20 protein-coding genes are annotated in these 21,658 nt (G+C 35.5%); 6 read left to right on the top strand and 14 right to left on the bottom strand.

Features of this window, described 5'->3' with window-relative positions:
- Positions 1-13 precede the first annotated feature (13 nt).
- The 4 genes from Q3V31_RS12060 to Q3V31_RS12045 form a co-directional block, all read right to left on the bottom strand.
- The gene (locus tag Q3V31_RS12060; RefSeq protein ID WP_329765209.1) at positions 14-1,588 is read right to left on the bottom strand and encodes a permease; all 1,575 of its coding nucleotides are present in this window, start codon (positions 1,586-1,588) and stop codon (positions 14-16) included.
- Positions 1,578-2,294, bottom strand: coding sequence for an ABC transporter ATP-binding protein (locus tag Q3V31_RS12055; protein WP_002089208.1), 717 nt, complete (start codon positions 2,292-2,294; stop codon positions 1,578-1,580). The genes Q3V31_RS12060 and Q3V31_RS12055 overlap by 11 nt, the downstream gene beginning before the upstream one ends.
- Before the next feature lie 160 nt (positions 2,295-2,454).
- Positions 2,455-3,090, bottom strand: a complete 636-nt coding sequence (locus Q3V31_RS12050; protein WP_090814124.1) for an SdpI family protein — start codon at positions 3,088-3,090, stop codon at positions 2,455-2,457.
- Positions 3,087-3,359 (bottom strand): autorepressor SdpR family transcription factor, encoded by a 273-nt coding sequence (locus Q3V31_RS12045; protein ID WP_001070536.1) that lies wholly within the window; start codon positions 3,357-3,359, stop codon positions 3,087-3,089. Before Q3V31_RS12045 ends, Q3V31_RS12050 begins: the two co-directional genes overlap by 4 nt.
- A 208-nt stretch (positions 3,360-3,567) precedes the next feature.
- On the opposite strand from Q3V31_RS12045, the gene Q3V31_RS12040 reads away from it, so the two are divergent.
- The 6 genes from Q3V31_RS12040 to Q3V31_RS12015 all read left to right on the top strand — a co-directional run bounded on the left by Q3V31_RS12040 (position 3,568) and on the right by Q3V31_RS12015 (position 12,148).
- The gene (locus Q3V31_RS12040; RefSeq protein ID WP_000276736.1) at positions 3,568-4,263 is read left to right on the top strand and encodes a response regulator transcription factor; all 696 of its coding nucleotides are present in this window, start codon (positions 3,568-3,570) and stop codon (positions 4,261-4,263) included.
- Positions 4,264-4,265: 2 nt separating this feature from the next.
- On the top strand, positions 4,266-5,288 hold the full coding sequence (locus Q3V31_RS12035; protein ID WP_000765335.1) for a sensor histidine kinase: 1,023 nt from the start codon (positions 4,266-4,268) through the stop codon (positions 5,286-5,288).
- A gap of 94 nt (positions 5,289-5,382) precedes the next feature.
- Positions 5,383-7,353: an FtsX-like permease family protein gene (locus Q3V31_RS12030; RefSeq protein ID WP_016130414.1), complete on the top strand. Its 1,971-nt coding sequence runs from the start codon at positions 5,383-5,385 to the stop codon at positions 7,351-7,353.
- A gap of 88 nt (positions 7,354-7,441) precedes the next feature.
- Positions 7,442-9,400 (top strand): FtsX-like permease family protein, encoded by a 1,959-nt coding sequence (locus Q3V31_RS12025; RefSeq protein ID WP_000145018.1) that lies wholly within the window; start codon positions 7,442-7,444, stop codon positions 9,398-9,400.
- Positions 9,401-9,419: 19 nt separating this feature from the next.
- A complete protein-coding gene (locus Q3V31_RS12020) occupies positions 9,420-10,172 on the top strand; it encodes an ABC transporter ATP-binding protein (protein WP_000393253.1) in 753 nt (250 codons plus the stop codon).
- Entirely contained in the window at positions 10,169-12,148 is a 1,980-nt protein-coding gene (locus tag Q3V31_RS12015; RefSeq protein WP_090814122.1) for an FtsX-like permease family protein, read from the top strand. The genes Q3V31_RS12020 and Q3V31_RS12015 overlap by 4 nt, the downstream gene beginning before the upstream one ends.
- A gap of 54 nt (positions 12,149-12,202) precedes the next feature.
- On the opposite strand, the gene Q3V31_RS12010 is transcribed toward Q3V31_RS12015, so the two are convergent.
- The 10 genes from Q3V31_RS12010 to Q3V31_RS11965 form a co-directional block, all read right to left on the bottom strand.
- The gene (locus tag Q3V31_RS12010) at positions 12,203-12,397 is read right to left on the bottom strand and encodes a YjcZ family sporulation protein (protein WP_001290403.1); all 195 of its coding nucleotides are present in this window, start codon (positions 12,395-12,397) and stop codon (positions 12,203-12,205) included.
- A 179-nt stretch (positions 12,398-12,576) separates the two neighbouring features.
- The gene (gene gntP / locus Q3V31_RS12005) at positions 12,577-13,902 is read right to left on the bottom strand and encodes a gluconate permease GntP (protein WP_090814121.1); all 1,326 of its coding nucleotides are present in this window, start codon (positions 13,900-13,902) and stop codon (positions 12,577-12,579) included.
- 112 nt (positions 13,903-14,014) lie between these two features.
- Complete coding sequence (locus Q3V31_RS12000) at positions 14,015-14,740, bottom strand: GntR family transcriptional regulator (protein ID WP_090814120.1); 726 nt, start codon at positions 14,738-14,740, stop codon at positions 14,015-14,017.
- On the bottom strand, positions 14,740-15,756 hold the full coding sequence (locus tag Q3V31_RS11995) for a sugar kinase (RefSeq protein ID WP_001227491.1): 1,017 nt from the start codon (positions 15,754-15,756) through the stop codon (positions 14,740-14,742). Before Q3V31_RS11995 ends, Q3V31_RS12000 begins: the two co-directional genes overlap by 1 nt.
- Positions 15,749-16,504, bottom strand: a complete 756-nt coding sequence (gene dagF / locus Q3V31_RS11990; RefSeq protein ID WP_090814119.1) for a 2-dehydro-3-deoxy-phosphogluconate aldolase — start codon at positions 16,502-16,504, stop codon at positions 15,749-15,751. The genes Q3V31_RS11995 and dagF overlap by 8 nt, the downstream gene beginning before the upstream one ends.
- Before the next feature lies 1 nt (position 16,505).
- The gene (locus Q3V31_RS11985) at positions 16,506-17,609 is read right to left on the bottom strand and encodes a DgaE family pyridoxal phosphate-dependent ammonia lyase (protein WP_016130416.1); all 1,104 of its coding nucleotides are present in this window, start codon (positions 17,607-17,609) and stop codon (positions 16,506-16,508) included.
- Entirely contained in the window at positions 17,587-18,687 is a 1,101-nt protein-coding gene (locus tag Q3V31_RS11980; RefSeq protein ID WP_000139968.1) for an amidohydrolase/deacetylase family metallohydrolase, read from the bottom strand. The genes Q3V31_RS11985 and Q3V31_RS11980 overlap by 23 nt, the downstream gene beginning before the upstream one ends.
- A 200-nt stretch (positions 18,688-18,887) precedes the next feature.
- Entirely contained in the window at positions 18,888-19,748 is an 861-nt protein-coding gene (locus tag Q3V31_RS11975) for a M15 family metallopeptidase (RefSeq protein ID WP_329765208.1), read from the bottom strand.
- Between the two features lie 82 nt (positions 19,749-19,830).
- A complete protein-coding gene (locus Q3V31_RS11970; RefSeq protein WP_016079136.1) occupies positions 19,831-20,937 on the bottom strand; it encodes a HAMP domain-containing sensor histidine kinase in 1,107 nt (368 codons plus the stop codon).
- Entirely contained in the window at positions 20,930-21,628 is a 699-nt protein-coding gene (locus Q3V31_RS11965; protein WP_016130418.1) for a response regulator transcription factor, read from the bottom strand. Before Q3V31_RS11965 ends, Q3V31_RS11970 begins: the two co-directional genes overlap by 8 nt.
- Positions 21,629-21,658: the final 30 nt, after the last annotated feature.

Here is a 21,658-nt window from a genome sequence, read left to right as displayed (position 1 = left end):
GAAAAGCAGCTTTTTATTTTATACTTCTTCTCGACTCGTTCTTATACAAGAAAATAGTAATAATCGCAAGCACTATAACAACTACAAAAGTAAATACTCTGTAGTTCGAGATCGTAGCAGTACCGATTAACAAGGCAGGTATAACAGCAGTAATTAAGCCACCAAACATACCGACAAACGAGCCTACACTTTGTTTTACTATTTGAGTTTCTGATATCCAATCATAATAACCAAATCGATTATTAATAAAAATCCCCCATACTGCCGAAAAAAATGAATATGCTATCGGTGTTATTACGATTAAAAGGGAACTCCAAACATCTAGTTTTAATCCTATTATCAATAATACGGCACTAATAATTGATGCAGGTATACTTAATGAAAGATTCACAAGAATTTTACTGTCATAGATCATCTTTGGCGCTATAGGCAACGACTTGATAATCCATACATTTTTTCCTTCTAATGACAATGACACACATGTTGTACACGTCATCGAAATAGCTGCTGCAATAGCAAATGGCGCAACCTTCTGCAACAGGGTCTCAATTCCAGGGTACTCTATTAATTGACTTGGTCCTACTACAACAATAGCTAGCGCGAAAGCTAGCGCCATCACGACTCCCATTCCACTATTTATGACATACACTGTAGAAGAAAAGAAACGCTTCATCTCTTTTTTATACAATGCGGCCAATACACTTTCTTTTCTCATACTATGAATCTCATAATTTGAAAGCATATGATAAGTAGTAATCCCTGTGTTTATTTGCTTATATTTTAGTGAAAGTATTTTTACAAAAATATAATACCAAATAACTGATATCCCAACAAACAGGATGAAAGCCACAATATCAACATTAACAATTGCTTTTTGAAACATATTAGCTAATGGGTAAACTTTAGTTAATTGCTCTGAAACAATTGCACCCATTCCATTCATATCATTAAGGCTATATTGAGCATTTCCGCTTTTTAGCATAAAGAAACCGAATGTAATAATTACTATAAAACTTAAAGTCGTAGTTATTTTATTCGTATTTTTAAATTTAGAAGCGATTGCCGTAATAGCAGCTCCAAAGATCGCGGCTATTGTTGTTGGAATTAAAGATGCTATAAACATACTGACGAACCACATAAAGTAAAAAGAAACTGATGGCTTCTCATGTATGCCATAAACAACTCCCATTGGTAGCATGATTATGATTGAAAAGAGTGTATTCAGCATATATAAATACAAAAACCTACTTGTAATAACAGTACTTACACGAATCGGTAATGACATTAAAAGATCGTAATCCTTAAAAGCAAAAATCTCTCCATTTGCCTTAAATATAGTGAAAAACAACGTCAATACACTGCTAATAACTAGTGCATAAACTGGGATAATTTCACTTATTCCTAGTTTCACCAACCCATATGCTGAGGCACCACAATATAGCATTAACATGACACCAACTAAGACAATAGATGCTGAAAGTAAAATTTTATTCTGCTTCTTTTTCTTATCTTTTTCGTATTTAAAAGTATTTAAACCAAGCTGTGTTATCAAGCGTATTTTTAAAAGACCTAGACTACTAATATTCATTAGCAAGCTCCTTCATAAAGAGCTCTTCCAATGAGCCTTCCTTTATTAAAGAATTCACTTCCCCTGAAAGTGCTAATTTCCCTCTATTAATCATCGCTATTTTATTACATAACTTCTCCGCCACATCTAAAACGTGCGTAGAAAAGAAAATCGCACTTCCCTTTTCACAAAGCTCCTTCATAATACCTTTCAATACTACAGCAGCCTTTGGATCAAGACCAACGAAAGGTTCATCTAAAACTAATAATTTCGGTTTATGCAAAACCGCTGATATAATCGCCACTTTTTGTTTCATACCATGTGAATAAGAAGATATTAAATCACCTAGGTACGGTGTAATCTCAAAAGCATCTCCGTACTTTTGTATCTCCTTTTCCCGATCTTTTGCAGACACCTTAAACACATCCGCAACAAAATTTAAATATTGAATTCCTGTTAATTGCTCATATAAATCTGGATTATCGGGAATATACGCCATTACTCTCTTGCATGCAATCGGATCCTTTTTTACTGAATATCCATCAACAAAAATTTCACCCTCTTCAAAATCTATAACTCCAACTAACGACTTAATTGTTGTACTTTTCCCCGCACCGTTATGCCCAATAAATCCAAAGATATCTCCTGCTTGAACAGTAATATTTAACTGATCTACTGCTTTTTTGCCACCTTTGTATGTCTTGCTAAAATTTATAATTTCTAACATGTGATTTCCCCCAAACTATCTTTTTAACTGAATTTTCAGACCTAAAAGCAAAAAATTTACTCAGCGAGCTTTTTCGTTATCCCCACTGAGTATTAAAATCTCTTAACACATAGAAACTATAAATATAAAATTTGACTAGTACAGTTCAATCCCTTATTGCTCACAATTGCATTTCTTTTTTATATAAAACGTAAGAATATAAATTTGTTATGAAGACAGCAACTACTATAATCCCTAGCATCATATAAGATCTCCAATCAGCTGGAGCGAAAACGCTTATAATCATAACGAGTCCTAAAGCTACAAATACTTTTCCACTAAATCGATGTGTTTTCCGCCATACTTCTTCATTACTTAACGTCCAAGGATTACGCATCCCAACGAAAAAGTTAGGCTTACACTGCGGTAAATAATTACCCATCACTAAAAATAAAACGCCAACTAATAATTCTGGGACTCGGTTAATGAATAAATTATATCCTAATCCACTTGTAATAATATCTATATTTCCTACAAATAGTAACAGGAGTATCCCGTTATTCATCATCATAAAAGCTTTAGAAAATTTCTCGTAATTTGCTTTCCTTGGATCAATCTTTGGTATCACATTTAGAAATACATATAACGCAATCATAATTCCAACCATAGAAATCATTCCGTAAAGTTTAGAAGAATAACCATCTACCTTACCACCACTCCAATGTGTCGCGATTGTATCCGGTAAATGTGGCCAAGCAAACGCCCATGCGATACAAGTTATAAGAATTAATATAATTGCAAAAAGATGTTTTTTCATTTCCCCTCTTCCCCCTTATTCGTAAACGTAAACACCCAGGTCAATAAATCTTGAAATACAGTTGTGTTCAACGAATACACAACGAATTGCCCTTTTTTTTCATCTTGAATAAGTTCAGCATTTTTAAGTGCATTTAAGTGGTGTGAAATACTTGGCTTTGTCATATTGAACTGTTCAGCAATCTCACCAGCAGTTAGATCACCTTCTTTTAATAAGTCTAAAATTTTTCGCCTTGTTGGGTCTGCTAATGCTTTAAATGCTTGATTCAATGTCTTTCTTCCTTTCACTAATTAGACATTTAGATATTTATCTAAATATTAAATTAAAAACCAATAATTGTCAATTGTATCCATAGCCCTTTTTACTTTTCACACTTTTGACCTATACTGTTTATTAGCTTCCATTTCAACATAATGAAAAGACTTGAAACACATGATACACTATAGCTACAATTGTTTTTTTAGGAGGAATATACATATGTATAAAATTTTAATCGTTGAAGACGATCCAAATATTTCATCATTACTACAATCTCACATTCAAAAATATGGCTATGAAGCTGTTGTTGCAGAGAACTTCGATGATATTATGGAATCGTTTAACGCTGTGAAACCACATCTTGTTTTACTTGATGTAAACTTACCGAAATTCGATGGTTTCTACTGGTGCCGTCAAATTCGCCATGAATCTACTTGCCCAATTATTTTCATTTCAGCGCGTGCTGGTGAGATGGAACAAATTATGGCGATTGAAAGCGGTGCGGATGATTATATTACAAAACCGTTCCACTATGACGTTGTAATGGCGAAAATTAAAGGTCAATTACGTCGTATTTACGGTGATTATGCACCAAATATTTCTGAACGTATCGTTGAAGTAGAAGGTTTAAAACTATTCCCAGAACGCCCAGAAATTCATTTCGGCGCTGAGCAAGTTCTTTTAACAAAGAAAGAGGCGATTTTAGCAGAAATGTTATTATCTAAATTCCCTCGTACAGCGAGCCGTGAAGATTTATTAGCTGCTTTATGGGATGATGAGAGCTTCGTTGAAGAAAATACATTAAACGTAAACATTACGCGTCTTCGTAAAAAGTTCAATGAGCTTGGTATTGAAAATGCTATTGAAACAGTACGTGGACTTGGGTATCGTTTTAACGCAACTTGGAGTGAATAAGCATGAAGCTATTTTTACGTGATCATTTTGCATTTTTCCTACTATATGTATTAAACTTCGGAATCATTTTCGTTCTTTATGATGCAGTAGACGGATTTCAAAATAATAAGTTTTACTTCATCGTTTTAAGCTTATACTTATTCATCTGTTTCCTCGCTTATCGTTACGTTCGTAACCGTAGAATGTATCACAGATTAAGTGAACCACCAGAGAAAATGGAAGATGCATTTATTGAAAGAGCGACTGCTCCTATGCCCCACAGTGTAAACGAGCTCGTTCGTACGCAATATCGCCTATTCCAAAAAGACTTACAAACATTCGAAGTAAAACAGCAAGAACACCAATTATTTATTAACCATTGGGTACATCAAATGAAAACGCCTGTTTCTGTTATGCAGCTTATGGTGCTTGAAATGGAAGATGAACATTTAATCCCGAAATTCAAAAAAGAGCTAGAGCGATTAAATCAAGGGCTCGATATGGCTTTATACATGGCAAGATTAAATAACTTCCATGAGGACTTCCATGTTGAGACGATTTCATTAAAAGATACTGTAACAAAAAATATTAACGGATTAAAAGAACTATTCATTCGAAATGGAGTCTTCCCAGTTTTAGAAGTTCATTCAGATTTAAAAGTTGCTTCTGATGCGAAATGGCTAAAGTTCATCATTTATCAGTTAATGACAAATGCCGTTCGCTATTCTGGTGAACGCGGAAAGAAAGTTTTCTTATCAGCTTACCGAAATGGAAAAGATATTATTTTGGAAGTTCGTGACGAAGGTGTCGGTATTCCGCAAGAAGATGTTCGAAGAGTGTTTGAACCATTTTACACTGGAAAAAATGGTCGTACATTCGGGGAATCTACTGGTATGGGACTTTATATTGTAAGTAAAATTTGTGATTATTTAGGTCATTCCGTGAAACTAGACTCTGAAGTTGGTAAAGGAACGACGATTAAAATCATCTTCCACAACGCTGCAAATAATCAAGAAGAGCATACGGAGAAGGTGACTGAAGCATGATCGGAACATATGCTAGCAAAATGTATGAGAACTTACTCTCATACATTTTTTGCAATAAAACTACATATTTGCCTTCTAGCGGGAGGTACATATTATGACATTTTGGCAGTTTGCCTTTAAAAATGTAACACGTAATTCCAGAGCTTATTTCGCTTATTTCGTAAGCAGTTCCTTTTCCATTGCTGTTTTCTTTTCGTTTGCTGTTTATTTATTTCATCCGAAATTACAAAACTCCAATATGATCTCTGAAGTTTCAGGGTTAATGATATTTTCAGAAGTTGTCATTGTCTTGTTCTCTTTTTTCTTTTTACTATATTCAATCGGATCGTTTTTAAAAGTACGTAAAAAACAATTCGGTGTTTTGACCGTTTTAGGAATATCAAGAAAACAATTACACCGTCTCGTTTTTATGGAAAATATGTTAATCGGTATTTTATCTATCTTTTTCGGCATGCAGTTTGGTTTTGTATTTTCACAGTTTTTCTTATTAGTTACAGCGAAAATCACACACCTACCAGGGATATATTTATATCCCCCTACGAATGCTTTCATTTTAACAACAATTGTTTTTCTTGGCCTTTTTATCGTTGTGTCTACATTTACACCGATGCTCATTCGAACGAAAAAATCAGTACATCTCTTAAAAGCAAATGGTGGAAAACAAAAAGAACGAAAGCCATCCATACTCATTTCTCTATTTGGTGCTATATGTTTAATAGGTGGCTACGCTTTAGCGAGCAAACCAATATATTTCGTATCAATAAGCCCACAAATAGCAATGGTTTATATGCTTTCAAGTATTTTCGTCATTCCGGCACTCGTTTCAATCGGAACATATTTCTTCTTTTCGCAAATTAGTTTCTTGCTCATTCACCTGTTGAAAAAGAGACGGAATTTTTATATGAAGCGTATTAATATGCTCTGGATTTCTGATTTAGCTAGCCGCATTCGATCAAATATTAATATGCTTTTCGTTGTGGCAATGCTATCTACAATTGCTTTTACGATGATTACATTTTTATATGGGTTCGGGAAATTTATGAAACTTGATGTTGAACGAAATTCACCATTCGCATTTTCATATTTCTCATTTGATGAGAATCCATTTACTTCCCAGCACTTAAATTGGTTAGAAAAACAATTAGAAGATGGGCAATTCTCTTACGACAAAATTAAAGTAGATTTATACGCTACGCCTGTAGAAGCGAAAAATAATACAGAAATTTATTATGACACATATGCCATAAAGCAAAGTGACTATAATAAGCTCGCTACGTCATTACAATTACAAAAGCTATTTATAAATGAGAATGAAACATATGTATTATCTGGAGCAGCATATGTCCCACTATTTACTTCACTCGATCCAAATTACAATAGAACACATATTACACTCGCTAATACAAATTATAAGCTACAAATAAAAGGGATCAAAATAGATAATACCCTCCCGTCTACTTTTGCTTATGAAACATTAGTATTATCTGATTCTGTCGTTAACAATTTGCCAACTAACACTAAACATGTGACAGTCTATAATTACAACGTAGAAAACTGGGAGAATACATATGCTATTGCTGATGAGTTTGTAAAACGAGCAGATAAAGACCGCGCGAGTATCAAGCACGAAGGATCTCTCGTTCGTATTTTTGAATCAGGCAACTCTTTATACAGAATCAAATCCGGAAGTGCTTCCTACTTCCTCATTGGTACATTCCTTGGGATTATTTTCTTTATTGGAGCTGGTAGTGTACTGTACTTCCGTATGTATACAGATTTAACAAACGAGCAAGAAAAATATGCAACGATTACGAAGATTGGCTTAACAGAATCAGAAATGAAGCGTTCAGCGACCATTCAACTTGGAATCTTATTTTTCGTTCCATACATTATGGCTTCTATTCATACGATGTTTGCGACAAAGATGTTGCAAGATATTATTAACTTATCATTGTTCGCTGAAATTACGGTTGTACTTGTGATTTTTGGAACGGTTGAGATTATCTTTTTCCTATTAATTCGTTCACTTTATATGCAAAAATTATCGCAACATATTAAGTTTTAAATAAGAAAAAGGTGAGCTTTATGAAAAGAGTATGCGGAAAAATCCCCCATACTCCTTTCACATTAACTCTATTAGGAGGTCTAGGCGCATGACATTTTGGCAGTTTGCATTTAAAAACGTGACGCGGAACGCCAGAGCTTATTTCGCCTATTTTGTAAGCAGTGCGTTTTCCATTGCAATTTTCTTCTCGTTTGCAGTTTATTTATTTCATCCTAAATTGCATATGACAGGCGTGAATGCTGCTCTGAACATATTAATGACAATCTCAGAAGTTGTCATTGTATTCTTTTCATTTTTCTTTTTACTATATTCAATCGGTACTTTCTTAAAAGTACGAAAAAAACAGTTCGGAATTTTAACAGTACTTGGCATATCTCCAAAGCAATTAAAGAGGCTCGTATTTCTAGAAAACATGCTAATTGGTGGCCTATCCATATTTTTCGGCATTCAATTTGGCCTTGTCTTTTCACAGTTCTTTTTATTAGTTACCGCCAAAATTACGCATGTGCCTGGTTTATATTTATATTGGTGGCCTACAGGTGCTATCGTTTTAACTATAATTATCTTTCTTGGACTCTTCATTCTCGTATCATCTTTTACACCGATGCTAATCCGTACGAGAAAAGCTGTACGTCTTTTAAAAGAAGGAACAAAACAAAAAGAAAGAAAAGCATCTGTACTCATCTCTCTCTTTGGTGCGATGTGTTTAATATCTGGATATGTTTTAGCAGCAAACCCACTATATTTTATGTCACTAGGAGATATCGCTGGGCTTTTGTACGCTGCCTCCTGTATATTTGTCATCCCATCACTTGCTGCAGCTGGGACATATTTTTTCTTCTCACAAATTAGCTTCTTACTCATTCGCATATTAAAGACGAGAAGAAAATTTTATATGAAACGTATTAATATGCTTTGGGTTTCTGATTTAGCAACTCGGATTCGGACAAATATTAACATGCTCTTTATCGTGACGATGTTATCGACACTCGCTTTCACAATGATTACATTCTTATATGGATTTGGGAAATTCACAAAGTTTGATGAAATAAGGAAAAACCCTTTCCCGTTTACTTATTTATCACATACTGAAAATACGTTAGCTGATGAACATTTAAATTGGTTAGAACAAAAATTTAACGAAGAGCAGTTTACTTATAAGAAATTTAAAACGAATATATATGAAGTGTCTTCGGCAGAAGATAATGCACAGCTCTATTATGCAATTAAACAAAGTGACTATAATATACTTGCTAAAGCATTAAATTGGGAAACGCTCACCGTAAGTAATAATGAGTCTTATATCCTTATTAAAGACATAGATGATCAATTCATCGGAACAGTTTTTGATCAAGAAAAGAGAAATACTCTGACACTTACTCAAAACTCTTTACAGCTACAAGTGAAAGAATATAAAAGTTATAGCCCTTTCCCGAATAACTTAATATCACAACTTCTCGTATTATCTGATGAAAATGTAGAAGCTTTATCAACCACTTCAAAACAGATGAGTGTATATAGCTTCAAAGTTCCAGATTGGGAAAAGGCACATAATATCGGTTCAGCATTTATAACAAAAATTGATAATGACAATGCAGCTATTCAGGCAGAACATCCACCGTTTCATGCAAGTGAAGCAAGCGACTCTCTATACAAAACAAAATTAAATGTTGCTTCGTTTTTCTTAATTGGTACTTTCCTAGGTGTTATTTTCTTTATCGGAGCTGGCAGTGTTCTTTACTTCCGGATGTATACAGATTTAACAAATGAGCAAGAAAAGTATATAACGATTACAAAAATCGGTTTAACAGAAGTCGAAATGAAGCAATCCGCTACAATTCAACTTGCGATTCTTTTCTTTGTTCCTTACATTATGGCATCGATCCATACAATGTTTGCGACAAAAATGTTGCAAGAGATATTAAATCTATCATTATTCGCTGAAATTACAGTTGTACTTGTAATCTTTGGAACGGTTGAAATTATCTTTTTCCTTTTAATTCGTTCCTTTTATATGCAAAAATTATCACAACATATTAAGTTTTAAAAATAGAAAGGTGATTACTATGGAAGAAGTTTTACACATAAAAAACGTCTCAAAAGTATATGAAGGAAAAGTCCCTCATACCGCTTTAAAAAATATAAATTTACATGTAGATAAAGGCGAATTCGTTGCGATTATGGGGCCGTCTGGGAGCGGTAAATCTACATTTTTAAACGTTATCTCTACAATTGATTCCCCTACTTCTGGTGATGTCGTTATTAACGGAAAAAAACCGCACACATTTCGTAGAGAGAAGTTAGCTATTTTCCGCCGCCAAGAGTTAGGGTTTGTTTTCCAAAACTTTAACCTACTGGATACACTGACAATCGGTGAAAATATCGTACTACCTTTAACTTTAGATAATGTTCCATTAAAAGAAATGGACGAAAAACTTGAGAACATTTCAAAAAAGCTTGGAATTGATCATATTTTGGACAAACGTATTTTTGAAGTTTCTGGAGGACAAGCACAGCGTACCGCAGTAGCGCGTGCTGTTATTCATCATCCATCACTTCTACTTGCCGATGAACCGACAGGAAACTTAGATTCGAAAGCAGCAATTGATGTAATGGAATTATTTACGAAATTAAATAAAGAAGAGGATGCCACAATTTTAATGGTTACTCACGATCCGTTTGCAGCAAGTTATTGTAACCGCGTTATTTTCATTAAAGATGGTGGGCTTTACAATGAATTACACCGCGGACTATATCGCGAGAAATTTTATCAAGAAATTTTAGATGTTTTAGCATTATTAGGAGGAAGACGTGGATGACGTTTTGGCAATTTGCATTTAAGAATGTCTCACGTAATTCTAAAGCATATTTCGCTTATTTTGTAAGTAGCGCGTTTTCTATAATGGTTTTCTTTTCATTTACTGTATACGCGTATCATCCGCGCTTACAAAGTGTACAAAGCTTTCAAGAACGTGACCCTCTAACGAACTTAGCTAGTACAGCACAGCTTGTTATCGTTATGTTCTCGTTCTTCTTTCTCTTATACTCAATTGGAACATTTTTAAATGTACGGAAGCAGCAATTCGGGATACTCACGATTCTCGGTATCTCACAGAGACAATTAAAAAGACTGTTATTTACTGAAAACATGATAATCGGGATATTATCTATCTTTATCGGGATACAAGGTGGCCTTGTATTTTCTAACTTTTTCTTATTAGTTACTTCGAAATTAACAAGTTCAAAAGGTCTCTATTTATATTGGCCAACAGAAGCGATAATCGTTACAACCGTAACATTTATCATTTTATTTTTAATCGTTTCTACGTTTACACCGATGTTTATTCGTACTCGTAAAACAGTCCATCTTATTAAAGGGAACAAGAAAGTGACAGCCGAAAAAAGGCCGTCTATACTCATCTCTTTATTCGCTTTAATTTGTTTAGGGCTATGCTATTATATTGCCGGTTACCCGCAAGGCTACGTAACTGAAAATAATGTACAAAATGGATCTGTCTTCTTTATTATGTTATCTATTTTACCGCTCGTAGTAGTCGGGACATATTTATTCTTTTCACAAACATTTCTTCTTTTTATCTATATTTTAAAGAAACGCAGAAAGTTTTATTTGAAACAAATAAATATGTTATGGATTTCAGACTTAGTTGCCCGTACCCGTAGTAATATTAATGTACTCTTTATCGTTTCCATGCTATCTGCACTTGCATTTACGATTATTATCGGACTATTTGCTGCGAATAATAATACAAAAGCTTCGATACTAGAACGATATCCAATTCCCTTCACATACAAATTAGAAGGGGACCATTCCCTTGAACGAAAGCACATTAATACTATTGAATCCGAACTTTCCAGTGCTCATTTTCAATATAAAAAATACAAATTTACGCTTTTAAAAGATGATGCTTCAAAAGAAGAGATTGCAATTATGAAAATGAGTGATTATAACGAAATTGCTAAGCAGTTAAGGAGACCTATAATCACCCTTGATGCAAAAGAAGTTTATATTATTTCTCGCTATTCACCAGAACTATTAAACCTTGTATCAAATCCATTTGTAAAACAAAATACAATTACACTTGAATCAAATAAAAAGGAGTTTTATATAAAGGGATTTATTAAAAAAGGAATAGCACCACCATTTGCATTACCAAATTTAGTTATTATGCAAGATTATGCAATCGATACTATGGTTCCTCATATTGAAACAATTACGGTTTATAACTATTTCGTGGAGAATTGGGAAAATGCAATTGTTCCAACTAAAAATATATTAAAAAGTATGAGTAATGACACCGAAAAATATTATGAGGCACATAAAGACGATAAGCATGCTGCTCCCGTCCCTTTTAATATTTATACAGCTACTGATGAGTTACTCCATAATAAAGAAAATGCAGTTGCTCAATTCTTTATTTGGGCATTTCTTGGCTTTATTTTCTTTATCGGTGCGGCTAGTGTTTTATACTTCCGTATGTATAACGACTTAACGAATGAAAAACAAAAGTACATTACGATTACAAAACTTGGCTTAACAGAATCAGAAATGTTTCGTTCTGCAACGATTCAATTAGGAATTTTATTTTTCGTTCCTTACATCGTTGCTGGTGTTCACACGTTATTTGCGGTTAAGTTTTTACAAAGCATGTTCGCTTTTTCTTTACTAAAAGAGTTATTGATTGTACTCACCTTTTTCGGGATTATCGAGATTATTTTCTTCTTCTTAATCCGTTCTCTGTACATTAATAAATTATCACAGCATATTAAAGTATGAATAAAATAGCCTTGTGCAATATGCACAAGGCTATTTTCAATAGTTTTTAAATAATTAGCAGCAATATCCACCATAGCCGCCAGCATAACCGCCGTAACCACCATAACCACAAGAACCGCCACCGCCGAAGCAGCTAGCACCGATGATGATTAATAAAATAAACAATACGATTAGAAGCGCAAAACCGCCGCCGCAACCATGGTGTCTGCGGTTACAATCATCATGTCTGTGTTCACACTTTTCGCTCATTACTCTATTCCTCCTTTAGTATCATTCATAACAAGATCGTCTTGCTCTAAATGAGGGGATTCCATTTATATTATGTTTTCAGGGCAAATCGGAAGCTTGGCCTTCCTAAAAACGGGCTTGTTTCATGAAAAGAGCCCCAACACAAAAAGAGGATACCTTTAAATAGGCACCCCCTTCTTTTAAGCAAACATATTAAGTAAAAGCGCAAAGCCGAATGCAATAAATGATAACAATGTCTCCAACACCGTCCACGTTTTAAACGTTTCTTTTACTGTCAAACCTAAATACTCTTTTACAAGCCAGAATCCTGCATCATTTACATGAGAAAACATTAATGATCCTGCACCCGTTGCAATAACGAGCAACTCTAAATTCACTCCAGACATGTGCTGAATAACCGGTGAAACAATTCCAGCTGCCGTCGTCAATGCTACTGTCGCTGATCCTGTTGCAATTCGAATTAATCCAGCTACCATGAAAGCTAAGACGATTGGTGATAACGATATATGCTCTGCCATTTGTGCAATTGCTGTTCCAACGCCGCTTTCAATTAATATTTGTTTAAATCCGCCGCCTGCACCAATAATTAAAATAATGGAACCGACAGGTAGTAAACTTTCATCTGTTAATTTTTTAATCACCTTTTTATTAATACCTTGTCTTATTCCAAGTAAATAAAATGCTGCGAAACATGAAATAAGTAAAGCAATTACTGGACTCCCTACAAAGACAAAAAATTCAGTCATCTTTTCTGGTAATGAAATATACGGTGCAACTACTGATAAAATCATCAATACAACTGGTAATAAAATAATAAAGAATGAAACTTTACGACTCGGTAAATCAGTTGATACAGTCTTAACCCGAACAAGCTCTGGTTCATTTTCAGGTATAACCCTCTTATGTACCCACTTTGCAAATATCGGTCCTGCGATAATGGCTGTTGGTAACGCAATAATTAAGGAATATAAAAGCACCTTTCCTAAGTTCGCGTTATAAATGCCGATTGCTGTCATCGCTCCTGGATGTGGTGGCACTAGCCCGTGAACAATAGATAATCCCGCAATAACAGGTAATGCAATTAATAATATATTTTGCTTCGTCGTTTTTCGAATCGAAATAACAAGTGGTAATAAAATGACAATCCCCACTTCAAAAAATACCGGAATCCCTATAACAAATCCTGCAAATAACATAGCCCAAGGTAGTTTCTTCACACCGAAAAATCGAATAAAGAAATCTGCTACTTGCATGCCGGCCCCTGAATCGGACATCATTTTTCCTAAAATTGTTCCGAGAGCCAAAATACCAACTAAATGCCCTAGTACACTACCAACACCAGTTTCATAGGCAGTCACTATTTTCGTTAAATTCAGTCCAGACATAACGGCTAAAAATAAACTAGCAACTGTTAAACTAATAAATGCATGCCATTTCCACCATGATACCCCTAAAATAACAATTGCAATCGCAAGTAACGTGACGATTAATAAGTATATATCCATCTCTCATTCCCCTTACTTTTACCCCGTATTTGTGGACAGTAACACCTGATTGGTGCGGGATGAATCCAATTAAAGTTTCACTTTATAAAAAAAGAGGGCGAATACCCTCTTTTTATACGTCATAATTCACTACATAATGCTGCATTTCTGTATTGTAGTAGCCTTCGCTATATTCAATTACTTCGCCAACTTCATCGTAAGAATAGCGCATACGTTTTAATAACGCTGTCCCCTCTTTTTCACCTAACGCTTCTGCAACAAAACTAGGCGCAAATCCAACAGCGAATTCATCTCTGAAGTTTTCTAAATGTATACCACGGTCTTCAACTAAATCGTAAAGCGATTGTAAGTCAAAGTCCGATAAATCTGTACTTGCCATTCGTGCTGAGAAATAGTGCGTATAATGAATGTACGGCGCATCATTTAACGTATATAAACGTTCAATACGAAAACTCTCCTTACCGAATAATCGAAAAGGCACTGTTCCTTCTTCATTATGAACGACTTCTGCTTTTAGCAATTTCTTTTGTACTTTATATCCTTCTTCCACTAACACTTCTGTAAATTTCTTACCCTTTGACAGTTTTGTCGCAGAAGTATTGCGAATAACTTTCGTTCCTTTACCACTCTTCTTTTCCAAATATCCTTCTTGAGCGAGTTCTTTAATGGCGTTACGCACTGTAATTTTACTCACCTTGAACTCTTCTTCTAACTGCGGTTCGGAAGGAATATTCGTATGAATCGCATATACACCATGCAATATTCGATCACGAATAATATTTTTTATTTGTAAATATAATGGTCCTTTTTTTCTCGTTACGTTCACCGCTACACCCACTACCTTTCTACATCACCTACTGATGCCGTCATTGCCCGAAGTATATCCTTCTCTGATGACATTGGCGTATCACCGACGATTGTATGTGCAAGCATTCCAGCTGCTGACGCAAATGAAACAGCTTTCTCTGGTGCAAACTCTTCTATCTCGCCATGAATAATCCCGCTCGTATAAGCATCTCCAGCACCTATTCTATCATATACAGAAAACGTAAGTGTTTTTGCAAAAGTGAACGCACCATCTTTACATATAAACCCGCGAAGCGAGTGTGTATTATCGCTATTAATAGAGCGATGTGTACCAGCGATTGTAGCGATATGATATGTCTCAGCCACTTTTGGAATAAGATCAACAAGTTGTGCTTCTCGCTCCGTCTCTTCTGTTTTCATTCCAAGAACGAACATTGCATCTTTTTCGTTCATCATAACGATATCAGCAAGAGCTAGCATTTCTTCATAATGCGGTTTCGCTTGCTCATATCCGTCTTCTCCCCAAAGCGATGGACGATAATTACAATCAAAAACGACAGTGCCTCCGTTTTCTTTAACTGCTTTCGCTAAAGATTTCATATGATGGCGTACAGTATCATTCATCGCAAGTGTAATCCCGCAAAAATGAACGATATCAATTTCCTTGGCGATTTTTTCAAATTGGTACATCTCTTCACATGCCGTATTGAAGCTACTCTCTAATCGATTTGAATATGTAACGCGGCTTGCACGTGCACCAAATCCGTTTTCTAAAAAGTACATGCCGACATATTTACCGCCTCTTGAAATAAACGGCACCCGAATGCCTAACTTTTGAATATGTGATATCGCAGCATCCCCAACAGAGTTTTCCGGTAAAGTTGAAATAAGAAAACCTTCATGTCCTAGATGAGAAAGCGCCGCTGCAACATTCACACCTGTACCAGAAAATGAGTAATTTAACGTATTTGCTTGCGACAATAGTTCATATCCTGGTACTTGCAGGCGCATCATTACTTCGCCGAATGCTGCAATTTTCTTACGCATATTGATCAACTAGCTTCTTCACTACCGCTAATAACTCACGAACATCTTCTGTTTTCGTATTACCAGTTTCTTTATCAATAATAGAAGAGTACACGTGCGGGATAACTTGCTCTACGTTTGCCTCTAGCGCAATACGCACAATTGTTTCAAAGTTTTCTTTATCAATTCCGCCCGTTGGCTCTAATGCAAATCCTTCTTCCGCACATGCTTTCGCAACAGCGCGATATTCTTCTTCATGATCTAGCCCTTTCATCGGGAAGTATTTCAAGGAATTTCCGCCCATATCACGTACAAGTGCGATTGCTGTTTTAATTGGGACGATTGCTTTTTCTTCCCCAGCTGCACTAATTGGACCAGTAGAAATATTTACGTACCCTACTTTTCCTGTTGGTGATACTAAACTATTAATCCAGCTATCTTTTCCGCCTAGATTTGCACGTGTCGCTCCAACTGAAGGAAACACTTGGTTAATATGGCTACCAGGGTAATGCTTCGCAATTTCAGCTACAACTGCCGCTTGGCGATTATCTCCTGCTCCTAGTCCGATTGATACAGCGTCATCAATTTCTTTTCCATATGCTTTCATCGCTGTAACTGCTTCTTCTACTGTTGGATAGTCTTTTGATAACACTCCAACAACTACATAACCTTCTGCTGCTTCAAAAATGTCTTTCGCATTTTCGATATTGTTCGCTAATACATTTAATGCTACGCGGCCTTTATAAAAACGTTTTTGAATGTTTGTCATTTTAGTTTCCCCCTACAATTTCTCTCATTTTTTCTTCAATCACATATATATCATCACCTTGAAGTGGACGTGGATCAATATCAAAGAATCCTTGTCTTACTCCGTAATCACGCGTGTAAATAGCAATTTCCCCTTCGCGTAATGCATTTACGACGTCTTTTGCTGATTTATTTAACTCGTTCTCGTTAATATGAATACGTGCTCTAAAGATTGCTCTTCCTGCCTCATCTTGAACGATCGTTACATTTACACCGTTTAATTCTTTCAGCGGCATAAGTACTTGTAATAACTCTTTTTCTTGTTCACTCTTATCTTCTTTTACTCCATACTCATCAAGCGCTTGAAGTAAACCGAAAGTTGTTTCTTTCCCAACTTTCATACTTCTTCCGATGCAATGTAATTGCACTTTCAGCCACTCAATATATTTTCGTTTCCCGCCGACAATACCAGAAGTAGGTCCTTCAATTGCCTTTGAACCGCTATAAATGGCAAGATCTGAATACTTCACATACTTTTGAATATCTTCTTCAGCTGCCGCATCGACGATAAGTGGTACGTTATTTCGCTGCGCGACTTCCCATGCTTCTTCAACAGAAATCATATTTTTTTGTACGGCATGATGGGATTTCACATATAGAATCGCTGCTGTATTTTCACCAATCGCATCTTCAATATGTTCTGCTTTTCCTTCATTTGCATAGCCAACTTCTACAAGTTTACCTCCGCCTAAATAAATCATCGTTTCAACAGGAGCACCGTATTGAACGTTATGACCTTTTAACATAATCACTTCGTTTTTCACGATGACCTCTTGATGAAGTCGTTCACTTTTACGACGGTTTCCTTCTGTAACGATACCAGCGATAGAAAGCGCAATTCCGCTTGATGCTGAATTTACAACAACTGCTGCCTCTGAATCTAGAATTCTCGCAATATGGTCTCCCGCTTTATCTACTAAATCAGCAATTTCCACATAATTTTGTCCACCATGTTTCATCGCATCCATAACTGTATCTGTAGGAGCAGATACACCTAAAATACTCATTCTACCGCTCGCATTAATCACTCTTTTTAATCCGTACTTAGCATTCAATGAATGACCCATTGATTACAACCCCTTTCGTATCAATTCTTCTTTCAGCAACACGCTGATCCCCTTCTGAATCAATTAACGTAATCGGTTCATCTTTCACCGTAAATAAAGTTAAGTTTGCAATATCGCCTTCTTGAATACGGCCAAGCTCTGGTTTTTTCAGCCACTCTGCCGCATTTTTCGTAACCGCATCAATTACTTCTTCTAGCGGATAACCTAAGTAAAGGAATTTCGAAAGAACGTGAGCCATACTATACACTGGACCGTGTATACGATTCTTCCGGTAAATGTCTGTACTAATTGTATTAAAGGCAATACCGTGACGCTTCGCCGCTTCTGCTACTTTAAAAGAAAAACTAGCATTACCGTGACCAACATCTAAATGAACACCGCGATTCACTGCATCTAGTAATACAGGTAGCGGTTTGCCTTCTTCATCAAATAAATTATTTTCTTTCCCGTTTAAGTAATGTGTAATGACATCATCTTTTTCTAAAAGAGGTACAACTTCCTCAATGCGAGGAGGCGCTGAACCGATATGTACCATAATCGGTAATGATGTTTCACGAGATAAAGAGCGTGCAACATGAAGCGGTTCAATTCCACTATCACAAACGACACTTTTACTCATTCTCGCCTTTAACCCAACGATTACATCTTTATACTTTTCTACTGCTTCTATTACTTTCTCTCTATCTATCCATTCCATATTGGATAATTCATCAATTCGTTTCAAACCGATGCGAGAAATATTTAAAAAGGCAAATAAATTCGTTTTCGCCTGCTCTCTACTTTGTACTAAATCTGCAATACGATCAGCTCCGCAGCTACCCGCATCAACAATTGTCGTTACCCCTTGCTTAACGCCAATTTCATCCACCTCATCGCCATACGGATCAAACTCTGGAAAAGCATGAACGTGTAAATCAATCCAGCCACTCGATACGTAAGTACCTGAGTAATCAAGAACCTTTCCACCTTCACCAGCACCAGCTTTTGTCACCTGTGCGATTTTATTATTTTCAATTACAATGTCAATCTCTTCCCCGTTCACACGTTTCACATTACGTAGTACGAATCGTTCTGTCATTGTATTTCCACCCTTTTCTATAAGAAGCCATAAGAGTACGCTTACATTAAAGTTTCATTTTTTATATCTCTTTCACATATTTAGAGTATCACGAAAAAAACGAAAAGTAAATATAACGTTATAATGTTTAATGGTAAATAAAAAGACAATCCATTTCTTATATGCCAAAAGACTGACCCATAACGGACCAGCCTTTTTCTCTATTCCTGAACCGTCACAATAACCCCGTCCATATTATTCCCCGAAATTTCATACTGCTTATTCGCTGGAACATTCACGTTCATACGACCTGAAACTTTATAATGAGAAACCGTATATTTCTTACCTTCAACCTCAGTTGAAACTTCTTTTTCCTCTTTTAAGAAGTCCAAATATTCCTCTAACGTAATCTTCTTTTTTTGCATAATTGCGCTATGAGGTAGGCCGACATAACGTATGTGCCACGGCTCATATTGAATGCCCGTAATATTACTTTTATTTTTCGGATAACGTAAAACAAATCCGTGCTTCCATACGTTCTCTTCAATCCATTTTCCTTCAGGAGCTTTCTCCATTTTCTTTTGAGTAGACCCAACGTCGAGTGATAACCCTAAATTATGTTCACTATATCCTGCTGGAAGTGCATAATCAGATCCCATTTCTTTATATAATTTACTTTGTTCTTGAAAATCTCGGTAACCGCTACTCATTAAGAAATGCTCTACTCCATCTTTCCCAGCTGCATCGACAACGTTCAAAAACTTTTTTACAACACCCTTTGATAAGCGAAGATTTCTATCAAATATTACATAGCCTCTTACTAATTCACTATTGTGATTTACATTTATAATATCGGACCTAACACTATCTTTTTTAACCGGATAATCTTTATTAACTAATAATAGATTACCTTTATAAATTTCTTCTTTTGTCACTTCTACCTTTTCAGTATTCGCGGCTTTTACTTTATTATCTTTTTCTGCAATTTTAACGTCGATCTCCTTTTGAAATAATGGTGATATATAAAAGCCTACACATGCTGTACATACTATAAATAGAGAAATAAATACCCACTTTTTCATTTCTAGTTCCTCCTTAACGTAACTTACGTATAGAATAGAAAAAACTATTAAAATAAAAAGTGGGGTAAAGTTTAAATTTTTATTAAATTGTTTCGCTTTCTTCTTTTGGCAATCTCACTTCAAATATCGTTCTAATAACATCGCTTTCAGCAGAAATCGTACCATCATGCTGCTCGATAATATTTTTTGCGATAAATAGTCCAAGGCCTGTTCCTCCACGGTCCTCTGTTCTCGATTTATCACCTGTATAAAACACATCAAAAAGATACGGTAAATCTTCTTCTGGAATGCTATCTCCGTAATTTATAATTTGTACAACAACTTCTTCATTATCGATATACCCATTCATATCAACAAATTGTCCATCGCATCCATATCGAACAGCATTTGTTAACAAGTTTTCAAATACTCTAGCTAGCAATTTCCCATCACCATTAATCGGTAAATGAGAATCAACATTCAACCTAGCTTCTAAATGATGTTTCTCTAATAGCGGATATAATTCCTCATCTAACTGTATGAGTAATTCACTTATATCAATTTGCTTTTTATCTAGCTTTAGCATGCCATAATTCATACGTGTAATTTCAAATAGTTCATCAATTAAACTTTCCAGTCTTTGCGATTTTGTATATGCAATCGTAGAAAAATGTTTAATTTGTTCCTTCGTTAAATTCTCATCTTTAAGAATTAAATCTAAATATCCTAACACAGATGTTAGCGGCGTTCTTAAATCATGGGCTAAGTTAACAATTAACTGGTCTTTACTACTCTCTGCAAAGTCTCCTCGTTCCACTGCTTCTTTTAATTTTTCACTGGCTACATTAATTTCGCCAGCGATATATCCAAACTCATCATTTGATAAAACGCGAACTTGATTTGTAAAATCCCCATTCGCCAGATGATGAATCCCGTCTGAAATTTCATCAAAGTATTTTAAATATGGTCTAGTAAGGAAGAAAAAAAACATAATAGACAGAGGGATAAATATTAGTAAAAAGAAAGTAATATCCCCAATCCCTCTTATAACCGAACGAAATTGAGCTAAAGGATCCTCATAATGCACCGCTAATTTATAGTAAATCCGTAATCCTTCATAAATTAAATACGTTACACCAGCTGCTAATACCATACTTAATGCAAATAGCATAACCATCTTCGAGCGAAAGCTTCTCATCTTTTTAGCCATTGAAAGTATACCCTACTCCCCACACTGTTTTTATTAACTTATTCTTTCTTTTATCTTCTCCAAGTTTTTTCCGCAAAGTACGGATATGTACCATAACTGTATTTCCGCCTTCATAATAATCATCTGCCCATACTTGCTGGAATATATTTTCCACACTGTACACTTTCTTCGGGTGACTTGCTAATACATATAAAATATCAAATTCTTTTGGTGTTAATTCAATTGGCTCTCCGTACACATTTACTGTTCGGCGCTCAGGATCAATAACAATTCCGCCAATTTCCAAAGCGGATTTACTCTCTTCTATTTTCGGCTGATTTAACGTAAGAAATCGGCGTAGTTGTGCATTTACGCGGGCAACTAATTCAATCGGTGTAAAAGGCTTCGTCATATAATCATCTGCGCCTAATACAAGACCTGTCACCTTATCAAAATCAGATGTTTTCGCACTTAAGAAAATAATTGGCATATGATGTTTGGCGCGAATTTGGCGCGTCACTTCATAACCATCCATTTTCGGCATCATAATATCTAAAACTACTAAGTCGATTTTCTGCGTTTCAATAACATGAACAGCCTCTTCTCCATCAGCTGCTTTCACAACGTGGTACCCTTCTTTTTCTAAATGTATCTCTATTAAATCAGCAATTTCTGCCTCATCATCTGCTATTAAAATTGAAATGTTCTTCATTTTACTCCCCCTTTTATCCCGCTATTTGCG

It is taken from the genome of Bacillus nitratireducens (assembly GCF_036320425.1).
In the GTDB taxonomy this organism is placed as follows: Bacteria; Bacillota; Bacilli; order Bacillales; family Bacillaceae_G; genus Bacillus_A; species Bacillus_A nitratireducens.
The sequence above is the reverse complement of the archived record's forward strand: the minus strand, read 5'-3'. Positions and strand labels throughout refer to the sequence as shown.

What these genes read in the sequence shown, in the direction of transcription:
- Q3V31_RS12010 (WP_001290403.1), bottom strand. Translation starts at nt 12,397, where the DNA reads ATGAGCGAAAAGTGTGAACACAGACATGATGATTGTAACCGCAGACAC.
- gntP (WP_090814121.1), bottom strand. Translation starts at nt 13,902, where the DNA reads ATGGATATATACTTATTAATCGTCACGTTACTTGCGATTGCAATTGTT.
- Q3V31_RS12030 (WP_016130414.1), top strand. Translation starts at nt 5,383, where the DNA reads ATGACATTTTGGCAGTTTGCCTTTAAAAATGTAACACGTAATTCCAGA.
- Q3V31_RS11985 (WP_016130416.1), bottom strand. Translation starts at nt 17,609, where the DNA reads ATGGGTCATTCATTGAATGCTAAGTACGGATTAAAAAGAGTGATTAAT.
- Q3V31_RS12035 (WP_000765335.1), top strand. Translation starts at nt 4,266, where the DNA reads ATGAAGCTATTTTTACGTGATCATTTTGCATTTTTCCTACTATATGTA.
- Q3V31_RS11970 (WP_016079136.1), bottom strand. Translation starts at nt 20,937, where the DNA reads ATGGCTAAAAAGATGAGAAGCTTTCGCTCGAAGATGGTTATGCTATTT.
- Q3V31_RS11980 (WP_000139968.1), bottom strand. Translation starts at nt 18,687, where the DNA reads ATGACAGAACGATTCGTACTACGTAATGTGAAACGTGTGAACGGGGAA.
- Q3V31_RS12050 (WP_090814124.1), bottom strand. Translation starts at nt 3,090, where the DNA reads ATGAAAAAACATCTTTTTGCAATTATATTAATTCTTATAACTTGTATC.
- Q3V31_RS12015 (WP_090814122.1), top strand. Translation starts at nt 10,169, where the DNA reads ATGACGTTTTGGCAATTTGCATTTAAGAATGTCTCACGTAATTCTAAA.
- Q3V31_RS11965 (WP_016130418.1), bottom strand. Translation starts at nt 21,628, where the DNA reads ATGAAGAACATTTCAATTTTAATAGCAGATGATGAGGCAGAAATTGCT.
- Q3V31_RS11975 (WP_329765208.1), bottom strand. Translation starts at nt 19,748, where the DNA reads ATGAAAAAGTGGGTATTTATTTCTCTATTTATAGTATGTACAGCATGT.
- Q3V31_RS12055 (WP_002089208.1), bottom strand. Translation starts at nt 2,294, where the DNA reads ATGTTAGAAATTATAAATTTTAGCAAGACATACAAAGGTGGCAAAAAA.
- Q3V31_RS12060 (WP_329765209.1), bottom strand. Translation starts at nt 1,588, where the DNA reads ATGAATATTAGTAGTCTAGGTCTTTTAAAAATACGCTTGATAACACAG.
- Q3V31_RS11995 (WP_001227491.1), bottom strand. Translation starts at nt 15,756, where the DNA reads ATGCGTAAGAAAATTGCAGCATTCGGCGAAGTAATGATGCGCCTGCAA.
- Q3V31_RS12020 (WP_000393253.1), top strand. Translation starts at nt 9,420, where the DNA reads ATGGAAGAAGTTTTACACATAAAAAACGTCTCAAAAGTATATGAAGGA.
- Q3V31_RS12040 (WP_000276736.1), top strand. Translation starts at nt 3,568, where the DNA reads ATGTATAAAATTTTAATCGTTGAAGACGATCCAAATATTTCATCATTA.
- dagF (WP_090814119.1), bottom strand. Translation starts at nt 16,504, where the DNA reads ATGACAAACATTCAAAAACGTTTTTATAAAGGCCGCGTAGCATTAAAT.
- Q3V31_RS12025 (WP_000145018.1), top strand. Translation starts at nt 7,442, where the DNA reads ATGACATTTTGGCAGTTTGCATTTAAAAACGTGACGCGGAACGCCAGA.